Source organism: Humisphaera borealis (assembly GCF_015169395.1).
GTDB lineage: Bacteria > Planctomycetota > Phycisphaerae > Tepidisphaerales > Tepidisphaeraceae > Humisphaera > Humisphaera borealis.
This window is the reverse complement of sequence record NZ_CP063458.1, coordinates 5,954,381-5,967,639: the sequence shown is the minus strand read 5'-3', so window position 1 is coordinate 5,967,639 and position 13,259 is coordinate 5,954,381. Positions and strand designations below refer to the sequence as shown.

At 61.7% G+C, this 13,259-nt stretch carries 14 protein-coding genes; 4 read left to right on the top strand and 10 right to left on the bottom strand.

The window, feature by feature from the left end; all coding sequences use genetic code 11:
- Positions 1-28 precede the first annotated feature (28 nt).
- The 3 genes from IPV69_RS22460 to IPV69_RS22450 form a co-directional block, all read right to left on the bottom strand.
- Positions 29-1,033, bottom strand: coding sequence for a cytochrome c oxidase subunit II (locus tag IPV69_RS22460; RefSeq protein WP_206291968.1), 1,005 nt, complete (start codon positions 1,031-1,033; stop codon positions 29-31).
- A gap of 84 nt (positions 1,034-1,117) precedes the next feature.
- A complete protein-coding gene (locus tag IPV69_RS22455) occupies positions 1,118-1,450 on the bottom strand; it encodes a type II toxin-antitoxin system RelE/ParE family toxin (RefSeq protein ID WP_206291967.1) in 333 nt (110 codons plus the stop codon).
- A complete protein-coding gene (locus tag IPV69_RS22450; RefSeq protein ID WP_206291966.1) occupies positions 1,447-1,854 on the bottom strand; it encodes a type II toxin-antitoxin system ParD family antitoxin in 408 nt (135 codons plus the stop codon). The genes IPV69_RS22455 and IPV69_RS22450 overlap by 4 nt, the downstream gene beginning before the upstream one ends.
- Before the next feature lie 503 nt (positions 1,855-2,357).
- Between IPV69_RS22450 and IPV69_RS22445 the strand changes: the two genes are divergently transcribed.
- Complete coding sequence (locus IPV69_RS22445) at positions 2,358-4,160, top strand: glutamine--tRNA ligase/YqeY domain fusion protein (RefSeq protein ID WP_206291965.1); 1,803 nt, start codon at positions 2,358-2,360, stop codon at positions 4,158-4,160.
- A gap of 96 nt (positions 4,161-4,256) precedes the next feature.
- Positions 4,257-5,024, top strand: coding sequence for a hypothetical protein (locus IPV69_RS22440; RefSeq protein ID WP_206291964.1), 768 nt, complete (start codon positions 4,257-4,259; stop codon positions 5,022-5,024).
- Positions 5,025-5,096: 72 nt separating this feature from the next.
- Here IPV69_RS22440 and IPV69_RS22435 read toward each other — a convergent pair whose 3' ends face one another.
- From IPV69_RS22435 to IPV69_RS22405, 7 genes are all read right to left on the bottom strand, one after another.
- On the bottom strand, positions 5,097-5,984 hold the full coding sequence (locus IPV69_RS22435) for a hypothetical protein (RefSeq protein ID WP_206291963.1): 888 nt from the start codon (positions 5,982-5,984) through the stop codon (positions 5,097-5,099).
- A gap of 210 nt (positions 5,985-6,194) precedes the next feature.
- The gene (locus IPV69_RS22430; RefSeq protein WP_206291962.1) at positions 6,195-6,647 is read right to left on the bottom strand and encodes a hypothetical protein; all 453 of its coding nucleotides are present in this window, start codon (positions 6,645-6,647) and stop codon (positions 6,195-6,197) included.
- Between the two features lie 97 nt (positions 6,648-6,744).
- Positions 6,745-7,014: an acylphosphatase gene (locus IPV69_RS22425; RefSeq protein ID WP_206291961.1), complete on the bottom strand. Its 270-nt coding sequence runs from the start codon at positions 7,012-7,014 to the stop codon at positions 6,745-6,747.
- A gap of 112 nt (positions 7,015-7,126) precedes the next feature.
- The gene (locus tag IPV69_RS22420) at positions 7,127-7,975 is read right to left on the bottom strand and encodes a hypothetical protein (RefSeq protein WP_206291960.1); all 849 of its coding nucleotides are present in this window, start codon (positions 7,973-7,975) and stop codon (positions 7,127-7,129) included.
- Positions 7,976-8,272: 297 nt separating this feature from the next.
- Positions 8,273-9,733, bottom strand: a complete 1,461-nt coding sequence (gene dacB, locus IPV69_RS22415; RefSeq protein WP_206291959.1) for a D-alanyl-D-alanine carboxypeptidase/D-alanyl-D-alanine endopeptidase — start codon at positions 9,731-9,733, stop codon at positions 8,273-8,275.
- 133 nt (positions 9,734-9,866) lie between these two features.
- Complete coding sequence (locus tag IPV69_RS22410) at positions 9,867-10,733, bottom strand: zinc metalloprotease HtpX (protein ID WP_206291958.1); 867 nt, start codon at positions 10,731-10,733, stop codon at positions 9,867-9,869.
- 268 nt (positions 10,734-11,001) lie between these two features.
- Positions 11,002-11,310 (bottom strand): MTH1187 family thiamine-binding protein, encoded by a 309-nt coding sequence (locus IPV69_RS22405; protein ID WP_206291957.1) that lies wholly within the window; start codon positions 11,308-11,310, stop codon positions 11,002-11,004.
- 107 nt (positions 11,311-11,417) lie between these two features.
- Here IPV69_RS22405 and IPV69_RS22400 point away from each other — a divergent pair, with 107 nt between their 5' ends.
- Both IPV69_RS22400 and pyrE read left to right on the top strand, forming a co-directional pair.
- Positions 11,418-12,485, top strand: coding sequence for a hypothetical protein (locus IPV69_RS22400; RefSeq protein WP_206291956.1), 1,068 nt, complete (start codon positions 11,418-11,420; stop codon positions 12,483-12,485).
- Positions 12,486-12,606: 121 nt separating this feature from the next.
- Positions 12,607-13,155, top strand: a complete 549-nt coding sequence (gene pyrE / locus IPV69_RS22395) for an orotate phosphoribosyltransferase (protein WP_206291955.1) — start codon at positions 12,607-12,609, stop codon at positions 13,153-13,155.
- Positions 13,156-13,259: the final 104 nt, after the last annotated feature.

The window sequence follows — 13,259 nt, the reverse complement described above, 5'->3', positions numbered from 1 at the left end:
CCGTACCCATCGTCGATCTCGGGGCAGGCTAAAGTTCCTGCGGCGGCATTGGGCTGACGGGCTGCGCGGGAACAGGCGCCTGCCCCTTCGGCTGCTGCAGAATGCTCTGGCTGTAGTCCTTCGCCTGCCGGACCCGGCCGGCGACCTGGTACAGGGTGACCAGGTAAATGATGTAGCACACCACAACGAAGAGCCCGACCAGCGCGTTGAAACACCCGGCCACCATGAAGGCCCCGCCCGGCGGCGTGCCTCGCGACGCGAACTGTCGTCCGTCGCCGACCATGACCGCGGTCAGGACTTGCATCGCTCCCATCACCGCCATGCCGATGCCTCCACACCAGCCGGTGGTTCGCGCTCGCGCAGCGAGTTTGATGTCCGGCACGTATGCGCTGAGTTCTGCGAGCACCAGTAGTAGAGCGACGAAGCTGGACGCGCTCACCAGCGTTGCAACACTCTGGACGACTCCGACAACGATCGGGTCGCCAAGCAGCCCCGCCATTTGAATCACGACCGACGTCGCGCTAATCGCGAACGAGAAAAGAGCGAGTCCGCGGGCGGTCTGACGGGTTTTGGGGCCTTCGTACGCCGCGCCCGGTTGCGGTTCGGGCGTGGTGATCAGCCAGATGCCGTAGGTGAGCAGGCCGCTGACGATGACACCAATGATCGGGATGGCGACAGTGATCAGAGGCGACCTGCCCATCATCGCCTGGAAGTCCGGCGGGCCTTTGGAACTCTTAAACGCTCCCATCACCCAGACAATGCCCCCGGCGATTCCGATGACCGACAGAACAATAATGGTGATGATCGTCCAGAACTCCAGGAGCAATCCCGACCGCACGACGCCGAGCCACGTCGGCGGCGCAAACCGCAGGATGCCCGGCTGAACCGAGCGACCAGCAGGTATGCCGCACTGAGGACAGCGATGAGCTTCGTGAAGCCCCTGCAAAGCCTGCCCACAGCCACGGCAGGGAATGGGTTGCATGACGTAACCAGAGGCGTCCTGTCCGGTTGGGGAGTAGTAGCCGAGGGTCATGGAGAGGTTCCCGTGGTTCGTCGGCCGCAGTCCAGCGACGCCTTCAAGAGCATTTTAACACGCATGAGTCCGCAGTTGGGATCGTCAGCTCTTTGGGATATGCCGAGTGATGTCCATGGCGTCATGCAGAAACCGCGCAATATCGACATCTCCGTTACGCTTGATTCGATAGACAAACAGATGCCGGGCGTTGTGTCCGCGGCGACCGATGTGGCGTGTCCAGATGCCCTTGCGAAGCTCTGGTCGCAATCTCGCGGGCGGCGCTGTCGGATCTCGCTCGATAGCCGAAAGCGCGTCCTTAATCAGGCCGAGGTAGATGTCGTGCTGGACCTCGCCGAAGTTTTCCAGGCTCCAATCGAGCGCGTGTTCGATGTCCCGTTTCGCGGTCGCGGCGAGTCGGACCTTGCGGGTTGTCATTTCTGTGCCCGCCGACTCTTGGCGCTGACCGATTGGACGAATTGATCCAAGTTCTCGGGGGTGATGAGTTCGAATCGATTGCTATCGATGTCGCTCAGACCTTCGTTGACCAGACGCCGAAGATTTCGCAGCTTGGCCTGGTCCTCGCGTTCACGTTGTTCCAGCAGGCGGAGACCGGCGCGCACCACTTCGCTGACATTCTGATACCGGCCCGTCTTTACACCGCGTTTGACGAAACTGGACTGCTGGCTGGTGAGATTGACGTTCTGGGTCGGCATGTTCAGGGGATTATCGCAATCGTTGGCAAAGCTTGTCAACCTTTCAAGCGGAACGCAGGCCGTGTGGCCGCTGGGATTATGATGTGGCAAGTCCACGCGGTAGCCGGCCTTGCGGCCGGTCGGCAAGCAGTCATCTCGCGGAGACAACGATGCCGACTAGAATGTAAGCCCAAAACAATACTTGGACACCCGCTAGAACTAAGGCAGGAAGGACCAAGAAGGGGTGCCGTCGACATTCGCCGCGGGCGGAAACCGCACCCACTATCGCGCCAATCGAAAAAGGCAGGGCGATGCACAGGGTTACTCCGACGTGTATTGCGGCCGCGATGCCGAATCCGATACTCGCAGATTTCGCCGAGTCACTGCCGCGCAACGTGACAAACCCCGCAATGACTGCCGCGATCGCAAAAGCACTGCAAAAGACAGAAATGATGGCCGCGCGCGGCGTCCTTGAAATCTGCTGGCGCTTCCCTGCAGAGTCCAAAGGAATCTGTCCCATCGGGTGAGAGTGTAGCTTGCCGGAACTGCCGAAGCCCCAAGACAAACTGCAGGCGATGCGTAAGATCAGATGCGGGCAGCAGAAACGGGCTGTCCAAGCACTACCGACCGCGTAATGTCAGAGGATGACGATGAGCAATCCGGCCGACGCCGATGGCGTGAAGACGACCAATCCTGCTGCAACCAAGCCCGCCAAGCCTTCCAGGGCCCCCGCTGCTTCGCAACCTGCCGAGGGTGCAGAGGCCGAGCCACAGGGGCAGGACTTCATCCGCCGAATCATTGAGGAAGACACACGCTCCGGTAAATGGGGCGGACGGATCGCCACGCGCTTCCCGCCCGAACCCAACGGCTATTTGCACATCGGCCACGCCAAGGCGATCTGTCTGAACTTCGGTGTCGCCGAGGAGTACAAAGGCTCTTGCAATCTCCGCTACGACGACACCAATCCGGCCAAGGAAGAGCAGGAGTACGTCAAGGGCATCGAGGCTGACGTCCGCTGGCTGGGCTTCAAGCCGTCCACCATCGTCTGGGCATCGGACTACTTCGAGACGATGTACGACTACGCTGTCGAGCTGATCAACAAGGGGCTCGCCTACGTTGACGATCAGACCGCCGAGCAGATTCGCAAGAGCCGCGGCTCGCTGACCGCACCTGGCGTCAACAGCCCGTTCCGCGATCGGCCGATCGCCGAGAACCTGGACCTGCTCGAACGGATGAAGAAGGGAGAGTTCCCCGATGGATCGCGCGTGCTGCGCGCCAAGATCGACATGGCGTCGCCGAACCTCAACCTGCGCGACCCGGTCATGTACCGCATCCTCCACGAGACGCACCACAACACCGGCGACAAGTGGTGCATTTACCCGATGTACGACTGGGCGCACGGCTTTGAAGATTCGATCGAGCGCATCACCCATTCGCTGTGCAGCCTGGAATTCGAGAACCACCGCCCGCTGTACGACTGGTTCATCGACGCGGTGAACAAGGACCGCCCGAAGGAAAAGCAGATCTGGCACCCACAGCAGATCGAGTTTGCCCGGTTGAACATCACCTACGTGATGATGTCGAAGCGCAAGCTGCGGGCGCTGGTGGAGGACGGCATCGTCAAAGGGTGGGATGACCCGCGTATGCCCACGCTCAGTGGCTATCGCAGGCGTGGCTACACGCCGGAGTCGATCCGCGCGTTCTGCAAGCATATCGGCATGAACAAGTTCAACAGCACGGTGGAGTTCAACGTGCTGGAGAACTTCCTCCGCGAAGACCTGAACAAGCGTGCCCCACGCGTGATGGCGGTGCTTCGGCCGGTGAAGGTGGTCATTACCAACTACCCTGAAGGGCAGAGCGAAGAACTGGACGCCGTGAACAACCCCGAAGACCCTGCCGCCGGCAGCCGCAAGGTGCCATTCGGGCGGGTGATCTATGTGGAGCAGGAAGACTTCATGGAAGTGCCGGCACACAAGTACTTTCGGCTGTTCCCGGGGAACGAAGTCCGGCTGCGCTGGGCGTACTTCATCAAGTGCACCGGCGTCGTGAAGGATGCCAACGGCAACATTACCGAGGTTCACGCGACGTACGACCCCGCGACCCGCGGCGGTGATGCGCCGGACAAGCGCAAGGTGAAAGCCACCATCCACTGGGTGTCGGCCGAGCATGCGATCGACGCCGAGGTCCGGCTGTATGACCACTTGTTCGCCAAGGAAGACCCGGACGATTTTCCGGAAGGCGCCGATTGGAAGGTGAACCTGCGGCCGAGTTCTCTCGAAGTTGTCCCGAGCGCGAAGCTCGAGCCGAGCCTTCGAGGTTCGGCCGCCGGGAAGACCGTACAGTTCGAGCGGCTCGGCTACTTTACGGTTGATCCGGATACGACCGCCCACAAGCTGGTGTTCAATCGGACGGTATCGCTGAAAGACACCTGGGCCAAAGAGCAGAAGAAGTGAAGAGGAAATGCTGAATGCTGAGTGCTGAGTGCTGAGTGCTGAGTGCTGAATGCTGAATGTTTCTCATTCCGGATTCAGCATTCGGCATTGTGTCCTATGTCTGATACCGACCCCAACCTCCCCGCCAAGGCTCCTGTCGAGCGGGTGTTCGTGAACACCGTTGGAGGGTCGGCGCAGGTCAGCGATACCGGTCAGAAGCTGGCCGGCGTGGTGCGGACCGGGTTTGGCGCGATGACCAGCACGGTCCGCTGGATGGGTTGGCTCGGCTTCGGCTTGGCGCTCGCGGCCGGGTACATCGCCGGTCGCACGTCGGGGATCGCAGGCTTTTTGGCAGTGGTATTCTCGTTGGGGTTTACGGCCGTCGTCGGCTTCGCCCTTGCCTGGCAGCGGGCTGGATTGCTCACGCTCGCCGATGGCATCGTGGCGTCGGGGATCGCCTCGAAGCTCTTCCGGTCGGTGTTCGACAAGCTGATCGGCGGGACTGGCGAAACCGATCAGGGACTCGTCTCCCGAACCGCCGGCCGCATTCCGCTCTCGCAGGCCGAGGTTCGCCTGAGCGACGCTTTCGCGTCGGTGTCGCCCGAGCTTCAGGCGTCCGGCGTCCTGGCGGGCGTGTTCCGCAAAGCACACGGCAGCGTGATCGCAACGATTCGCCGCATCACGCTCGCCGAGTTCCGAAGAGAAGGATCGGATGGCGGTGGCGTGGACCTGCTCAAGGTTCGCGACCATCTTGCAAACCGGATCGACGCCGCCGCCGCGGAGGGCATTCGACGAAAGGTTCGCTTGCTGACGGCGGGCTACGTGCTGCTTACAGTTCTGGTGGTGCTCGGGGTGGCGTGGGGATTGAAGCTTCTGTTCGTATGACGTCCATCGAAACGAAAACTGCCCGGCCGATGCATCGGCCGGGCAGTATCCCGCAGTTCATTCGTACTCTTCTCAGAACGAGATCACTGCTGAAACCGTCACCCGCCAGCCGAACAGGTCGTCGCCGCTGGTGAGGGGCGTTTCCCAGGCGGCTCGCAGGCCGAGTTTTTCCATCGGGCGGAGCTCCGCACCGAGGCCGAGCGAGATCACGTCGTCGCCGCCGCCAAGGTTCGTCACGTCGATGCCGGAGAACGGCACCGCTTCGTTGTGCTTGTTCAGCACGTGATAGCCGTTGACTTCAACGACGGGGCTGAACCATTGGCAGACGTAGTAGTCGGCATGGAAGTGCCAGCTCATGGTTTCGGAATAGCCCAGGGGTTCGTCGCCGCGACTGGTGGGGTAGAAGAAGTTCACCGTGCCGCCCAGGTGCAGCGGACCGAAGCCCTTGTTGACCGCCGCCCAGACGCGGACTTCGCCGTCGTTCTGCAGCACGCCGGGGTCGCCGACGGGGAACTCGTAGCCAGCTCCGACCGACAGATAGAACTGTTTCTCGTGGTTCTGAATCGGCGTCCACTTCAGGCCCGCAGCCAGGTCGTTCCAGCCGTCGTCCTGCAGCAGGCCGGCGTCGAAGTCGGTGTAACCGTCCTTGTACGCGACGAGCTGGAGCTGGTTCGTCAGCGCGACGCGTACCTGCAGCGCGTAGACCTTGGCGTTGCCGCCGTCGATGACGCCGCCACTGGGGAAGTCGTGGTACAGGAACCAGGCGCGGGCGTCAGTGGTGACGAACGCGTCTTCATGGAAATAGGGGCTGGTGACCGGATGGACGAACGTGTTCTCCGGTTTCACTTCGGGTGCTTTTTCCGATGACGGAAAGAGCACGAACTGTGCCTGGGCATTGGTCGCCGCCGCAGACAGGAATAGTCCGGCCAGAGCCGTAAGCTTGAGTAGTCTCCGCTTCATCGCGTGTCTCCCGAGAGGTGTGGCACAACCTTGGCCGCTGCCGGTATTCCGGAGTGGCGTGGGCTGCGTCATGTTGTTGGAGTGTTTCCGGCGAGTTGTTCCGCCACGTTACAAAAGCAAAGACGGGGCGCGTGGTGTCAGCCGTTCAGTCCATTAGGAATGTCCTAATGTTCTTCGTCCACTTTCTGCGGGCGGGAGTGACCTTGTGAGCTACAGGCTGATGACCAGGAGCCAGATGCCGACCGGCAGGAAGATCCAGTAGTCCCTGGGCATAATCCACCACCAGTCCTTGGCGTGCCACCAGACGTGCTCCTTGCGGAACTTGCGAATGCCGTAGGCGGGATTCAGCACGAACCAGAGCCAGTCTTCCAGGATCCAGAACAGAATAAAGAACGAGAGCACGCGCGCTTCGCCGGCCCAGGTCGGCGGGTGAACGCCGATCAGGAGCGGCGCATGGCTCATCAGAAGGACGAACAGCTGGACGTAGAGGTGATAGCCGGTGAGCGGCTTACCGCCGTAGAAGATGCGCGTGATGCGGTTCTGAACGCGCCACGTCGGCAATGACGTCGCCCAGCCGTGCGGACCTTCGATGTGAATCTCCACGAGCGCAAAGAGCCAGGAGGTCAGAAACAGGAAGACGCAGAAACTGACGATGGGCCACACGGGGCGGAATGATACGGCGAGTGTGTCGAGATGAAAGTGCCCGTGGTGAGCCGCGCGTAAAGGAAGTGCGATTCAGCACTTCTGTCTTAGCACGGCCTTAATGTCGGATGGAAAACTGATCGAACTCCCCGGTCGCCGGTGCGTTCTGCATGGTGACGCCGCGAACAAAGCAGCTCATCTTGCGGCGGAGCTCTTCGACCACGCGGTCGATCTGCGGCTCGGAACCTTCCAGCACCAGTTCGACCCGCCCGTCGGGAAGGTTGCGAACGTAGCCGCGGACGTCGTATTGCAGTGCGATATTTCGTGCGGTGTAACGGAAGCCGACGCCCTGCACTCGGCCGGCAAAATGGATGGTCCGTCGGCCCATGGGGGCAACGACAGGCGAGGTTGTGTCAGACGTGGAGAGGGTCGTGGTCTGCATCGCGACGCGCAACCTATCAAAAACAGCGCGAATCCCTCAACCGTAAAATCGTGCCGTTTCAATCATCGGACGAACGATACCGGGTTTTCACGAGGTGCTTCATGAACTCCTGGTACTCCCGATCGATCTCGGCCAGCGGCTTGCCCAGGTAATGTTCTAGCAGCGGCTGCGCCGACTTGGGGTTCCACATGCCCGGCGGATCGACCCGGTCAAACCCCGGCAACGGCACCTTGTTGGCGGCGAGGTCGGCGAGCATCTTTTCCAGTGCCGGACGGTACTTACCGTTCTGGCCGTCAGCCAGAAATCGGGCGAACGCCCATGCCTGGGCATAGAAGGTCTCTACCTTCCAGAGTTGCTTGCTGACGACCTGCCCGGCGTGCATGGCGTAGAGCTCGGTGATCGGCATGGTCAATCCCTGGTTGACCGACCGCTCGAGCCCGTTCATCCGGTTGGGGTTCAGTTCCCATCGCCAACGGGGAAGGTTGTTCTCCCATTCGATGTATTCGAAGAGCGTCGCGAGCCCCTCTTCGACGAACGGCGGCGGTCGCCGTTTGAAGTGGCGACCGATGTACTGGTGGAATCCTTCGTGCGCCGCCACTGACAGCGTCTCCCGGTCGCCGATGTAGTAGGACACAAACCAGTCCCGAACGGCATAACCGCCTCGGTTAATGCGCAGATACACCTTGGCGTCGTCGCCGGTCTCTGATTCTGTGAACTGGGCCCACTGGTTGCGGTCTGCAAAGACGAAGCAGAGCATCGGCTTTTCGCTCGACGGCACACCGGGCGCAAGCTTCCGGTATTGGGCAAGAGCCCCTTCCATGATCTGCGGCAGCTTGGTGATCAGGTCGTCGTCATCGATCGTCGTCTTGATGAGGTAGTTCGGCGTGGTGATTTTGCGGCTGGGCACACCGCCGAAAGTCTCCGGCGTGACCAGAACGACGGCCTTGTTGCTGGGACCCTCTGCGGGTGTTTTGTAGGCGGATTCGGCACACCCGGCGAGCAGGGCAAGAAGAAAAGCGACACAGAGGCACAGAGGCGCAGAGAGCGACTCGAACCTTTGCGCCGCGCGGCGATACTGCCCTATCTGAGAACCGAGTTGGCCCCACGTCAGTGTGCAACAGATCCCCCTGGGTGACTCTGTGCCTGTGTGGCCCCCTTCTGCTCTGTTCTCACGCATTTGCACTGTTGATGTCATCCAGTCGTGCTACTTCTTCGGTGAAACCTCGGCATCCACTGCCTTGACGATCTTCTCCTGCAACAGCTTGATCTGCGAGTTACTCTGCCGAGGGATGCCGTTGATCATGATGGAGAATGCATGCCACTGGCCGTCCTTGGCCTGAAGGTAACCGCTGAGGGTGCTGACGCCTTCAACAAATCCGCTCTTGCCGAAGACCCGCCGTTGCAGATCGCTGCGGGCGAACCGGTCGTCCAGCGTTCCGTCGACGCCGGCGATGGATAGAGACCGGATGTAGAGGTCCCGATTCTTGCCGTAGTATTCGTAGCACAGCACCCGGACCAGCGCGCGGGCACTGATGGCGTTCTTCTTCGAAAGGCCGCATCCGTCGGCGAGGCGGAAATCCTCCTCGGGGATGCCAGTCTTCTTCAGATACCCACGGACCGCTTCCAGTCCGGTCTGCCAGGAGCCCGTTGCTTTCGTCGCCGCGTCGTATCCCATTCGTTTGCAGAGCGACTCGGCGTAGAGATTCGCCGAAGCCTTGTTCGTTCTCGAAAGGACAGGGCCGATCGGTGTTTCGTACTCACCCACCACGACCGGCTTCATCGCCGCCAGGGCCGGATCGAGCGGCGCATTCAGGCGTGCCCGGAAAGTGCGGTCACGTTTGACGCTGCCCGCTACCTTGATGCCGGCATTGGTCAGCGTCTCGGCCAGCACGGTGCCGCCGAACATGGGCGGGTCATGAATCGTTCGGACGACCTTCCCCCCCCTCGCCGGCGGGTCGCCGTGCAGGTTGATGATGTTGGTTCCCAGGTCCCGCGAAACGGTGAAAACACGCTTGGATCCGGGCGAGATCGACGACTTGAACGTGGCGTAACGCGTCATCGGCCAGACGCCGACCGAGTTGCCATCGGCTCCGATCGTCAGGTCGAGGGTGTTCCCGGCAAAGTTCAGTCCGCCGACCTGGGCTTCGTAGTATTCGTCGAGCTGGTCGCTCGGCCAGTCGGGGTGGGCGAACTGTTCGTCCATGACAGAGTCGTCAACCAGGACATCGCGGATGGTGGTAATGCCCGCCTGTTGCAGCCTGGCGGCCCAGGCTTCGAAATCCGACGTCGGTTTAAAGCCTTTTTCCTTCGTGAAGGCCGGGTCGCCGAACGTGGGGTCGCCGTCCCCGATGAGAACCAGGTCCTGCCCGACGAGCAGCAGCCTGGTGCTGAACTTGAAGTCGGGGCCGAGATGCTCGAGTGCCGCGGCCGTGGTGACGAGCTTCAGGTTGCTCGCCGGCACCAGCGGCAGGTGCGCATTGCGGGCGTAGAGCTCTCGAAGGTCTGCCGGCCCGGAGCCGAGGCTCATTACCTCGACGATCACCGTGGCATTGGCCAGCAGGCGATCCTGCAGGACGGCATTGACCTGGGCGTCGATGTCCGCCCGGGCGGGGAACGACAGGCCGAGGAGCGTTAAGACCGAAAGGGCCAGAAGGCGGTGTTTCATCCTTGAAATCCGCAAGCGTTGAAGGGAACTGACGACACCGGAAACAGCCGGGAAGGTATCGACAACCGCCCGGCGTTGGAAGCATCCAACGCCGGGCGGCAGGTAGAAAACAAAGACGCGGCTACGGTCGCCGTTACGCGGCCGTTCGAACACGACCGCTCCAAGGCCTGCCGATCAGGTTTGCAATCCGCTGCTCCACTGGCGGATGCGTGCTGAACAGGTTTGCCATCTGACGCCAGACATTGGTCGGCTCGGCGATGAACAGACTGTTGTACGCCGGGTTGACGTCCATCGGGAGCTGGTGCGACATGGCGTGGATCTTCTCGAGCGCCGTGGCAAGATCCATCGGTTCGCCGGCGATCGCCGCGCCTTCGGTGTCGGCGTTGAACTCGCGGCTGCGGCTGATGGCGGCCTGAATCAAACCGGCCGCGATCGGGCCGAGAATCAGTACCAGCAAGCCAGCGATCGGATTGCTGCTCTCGCCGTCTTCTTCGGACGATCCGCCGAACATGAACACGTAACCCAGGGCGGAAATCGCCCCGCCGATCGTCGCCGCGACGGTCTGGATCAGGATGTCGCGGTGCTTTACGTGGGCCAGTTCATGGCCCATGACGGCGGCGACTTCGGCCCGGCTGAGCATCTGTAGAAGCCCTTCGGTGGCGCAGACGGCTGAGTTCTGCGGATTGCGTCCGGTCGCGAACGCGTTGGGTGCCATTTGCGGCGAGACGTAAACCTTGGGCATCGGTAGGTTTGCACGTGTCGCCAGCCGTCGCACCATCTGGTGCAGCCAGTGGTCCGGGCCGACTTCCTGCGCACCCATCGATGCCAGCGCGATCTTCGCGCTGAAGAAATAGCTGACGAAGTTGGTCGCCGCAGCGAAGACCAACGCGATCACAAGCCCGGTGGTGCCGCCGATGATCTGACCCGCAAGCAGGATGAGCCCGGTCAGCAGTCCCAGAAACAGAACCGTCTTGAAGTTGTTGTAAAGTTTGGACGTCATGTTCTTCTTCCTCAATTTCAGCGCCCTCGGCCGTACAGCGGCCGGCGGGATTGCCCCACACGATAGGAAGATTCGTACCAAAGACGGGTAGAAATCAGGCGGAAGTTTGGAATCGTTAAGCTGTTTATTGTCGGTGGCTTGCGCGAGCATTCCGTTGCCAAAGCGCAACCGTCAGCGGTGGGTCGTACTGCCGTGCCGCCGAATCGGCAGCGACGACGGTCCAGGCTGCCTCATCGTCAGGGGGTGGCCCCATTTCCCCCATTGCGATTCAGGTTCGCAGTTTCCGGCCGAGTTGCTGCTCGACCGACGCGATCTTGCCCTCCAGCGATCCGCTGCGTCCCTTCCGCCAATCGCATTTCATCGTGATCGCCACTCGTTCGCTGTCGGCGGCCAACGCGTCGAAGCATTGCTTCACCACGGCCATCACCTCATCCCATTCCCCTTCGATGCTCGTTCCGAGCGGCCCCAGGCGATAGGGCAGTCCGCTGCGGTCGATGATGTCGAGCACTCGAGCGACGTAAGGACTGACGCTTTGGCCTTTGTCCATCGGCCACATGGAAATTTCGGCTAGAAGCATGGGGAGGTGGGTTGTAAGCGCGGATACGAAATTGGAGATCTCAACGCTGATCTCTCACACGATTTTCTCGGACCTCTGCCGCTGTCGGCTCGGTATACTTTGGCACCATGAGCTACCGACATCTTACTCGCCCATTGAGTTTGCTGCGTTGTTCGGCTGGCTTTGCCGTGGCGGCGATGCTTGCGGTCGGGTCACCGGTGCATGCGGCCGACGGAGACGCCGGTGCGCCGGTCAAGGCTCCGACCACGACCACCCCCGGCACGAACGCACCTGGAACGAACACCCCCGCAACAAAGGTCGCCGTTCTCAGCGTGGGCACCTCCAGTGACGACGCCGAGAGCCAGAAGATGGCGTCGGCCGTGCAGCAGTCGCTGACGAACGAACTGGCACTGACCGGTGCCAAGGCTGCCGTATCGCAGTCGTCGAACGATGCCGAGACGCGCATCAAGACTGCCCGCGACGCCGGTGCGATTTACGCCGTCGCCGGCGACATTCAAGCCGTCGCTGGGTCGGTTCGTATCGTCGGTCAGGTGTACGATGTGAAGTCGGGCAAGGTCATCGCGCCGCTGCAGGCGACCGGCCCGGCGGCTGAGTTCTTCGGTGTTCAGGACGAGTTCGTTCGTCAGGCCCGCGCCGCCATCCCGACGACCGGCGGTTCGGTACCGCCGTCTTCGCCGGCGACGCCCTCGACGACCGGATTGGCGCCGTCGCAGTCGGCCGTGTCGACCATCCCGCCGGTGAGCGGCTCGCATTGGGCAGGTTTCGCAACAGCCGGGACGACCTCCGCCCCGCCGGTGGTCTACGCGGCACCGGCACCGATCGCCCCCCCGCCGCCCCTGTATGGCGGAACGCGTCAGCCCTACTACGGCGGAGGCGGCTACTCCGAGAGTGGGTACTACTATCCGCTGCCCGACGGATACGTCTTTCCGCAACTCGGCACCGGACGAACCGAATACCTCGGCTATATGGGTGTGAGCATCATTCCCCCGCCGCCAACGGTCCCCCGGTCCGCGGGATCGCTCGGAAGCGTCACTAGTCGCCAGCCCACCGGCCCGACGCCGCTCCCGGCATACAACCAGTCGATCTATAAGTACAAGAACCCCAACACGCGCTTCGCCGCCCCGGTCGGCATGCCGCAGCGGGCGGCTGCACCAACGCTTCGGCCGGGAACCTAGGATAGAGCTGAGTCAAAAGTGCTGAGTGCTGAGTAAGAGACACGACGGGTTCGCTCACTCATGACTCAGCACTTTCAACCCAGCACTTTTAACTCCGCACTCTTTTCATATAGTGCGGCCAATGAGCGCAACGTCCCCCGAACTGTCCCGAGAAGCCCTGGCCCGCCGAATCGCCGAAGTCGCTTTGCTTCGCGGCGAGTTCACCCTTCGTTCCGGCCGCAAGAGCAGCTACTACCTCGACAAGTACCTCTTCGAAACCCAGCCCGACATCCTGATGGCGCTCGGTAAGGCGTTCGCTGCCATGCTGCCGCCGGAGACGGACCGTCTGGCCGGTCCCGAGCTGGGCGCCGTCGCCCTGGCCGCCGCGACGGCGATGCACGCGAAGCTGCCGTTTGTCCTCGTCCGCAACAGCAAGAAAGGCTACGGCAGCAGCAAGCTGGTCGAAGGCACGCTCAAGGCCGGCGACAAGGTCGTCATCATCGAAGACATCCTGACGACAGGTGGCCAGATCGTCGAAGCCGCCAAAACGCTGGAAGCCGCTGGAGCTACGGTCATCAAGATGATCGGCACGATTGACCGGCTCGAAGGCGCCCGCGAGAACATCGAGGCGGCGGGTTACAGCTACGCGTCGCTGTTCACGACGGCGGATTTGGGGATCAAGCCGGAATGAATCGAAGCGAATGAAGAACGAAGAATGAAGAACAGGCAATGGAGGGGTCGGTCATTCCCCGTTCTTCATTCTTCGTTCTCCATTCTTCATTCCTCCTGCTTGGC

Coding starts and splice junctions, on each gene's coding strand:
- IPV69_RS22460 (WP_206291968.1), bottom strand. CDS start 1,033: ATGACCCTCGGCTACTACTCCCCAACCGGACAGGACGCCTCTGGTTAC.
- IPV69_RS22410 (WP_206291958.1), bottom strand. CDS start 10,733: ATGACGTCCAAACTTTACAACAACTTCAAGACGGTTCTGTTTCTGGGA.
- IPV69_RS22435 (WP_206291963.1), bottom strand. CDS start 5,984: ATGAAGCGGAGACTACTCAAGCTTACGGCTCTGGCCGGACTATTCCTG.
- dacB (WP_206291959.1), bottom strand. CDS start 9,733: ATGAAACACCGCCTTCTGGCCCTTTCGGTCTTAACGCTCCTCGGCCTG.
- IPV69_RS22455 (WP_206291967.1), bottom strand. CDS start 1,450: ATGACAACCCGCAAGGTCCGACTCGCCGCGACCGCGAAACGGGACATC.
- IPV69_RS22405 (WP_206291957.1), bottom strand. CDS start 11,310: ATGCTTCTAGCCGAAATTTCCATGTGGCCGATGGACAAAGGCCAAAGC.
- IPV69_RS22445 (WP_206291965.1), top strand. CDS start 2,358: ATGAGCAATCCGGCCGACGCCGATGGCGTGAAGACGACCAATCCTGCT.
- IPV69_RS22425 (WP_206291961.1), bottom strand. CDS start 7,014: ATGGGCCGACGGACCATCCATTTTGCCGGCCGAGTGCAGGGCGTCGGC.
- IPV69_RS22440 (WP_206291964.1), top strand. CDS start 4,257: ATGTCTGATACCGACCCCAACCTCCCCGCCAAGGCTCCTGTCGAGCGG.
- IPV69_RS22400 (WP_206291956.1), top strand. CDS start 11,418: ATGAGCTACCGACATCTTACTCGCCCATTGAGTTTGCTGCGTTGTTCG.
- pyrE (WP_206291955.1), top strand. CDS start 12,607: ATGAGCGCAACGTCCCCCGAACTGTCCCGAGAAGCCCTGGCCCGCCGA.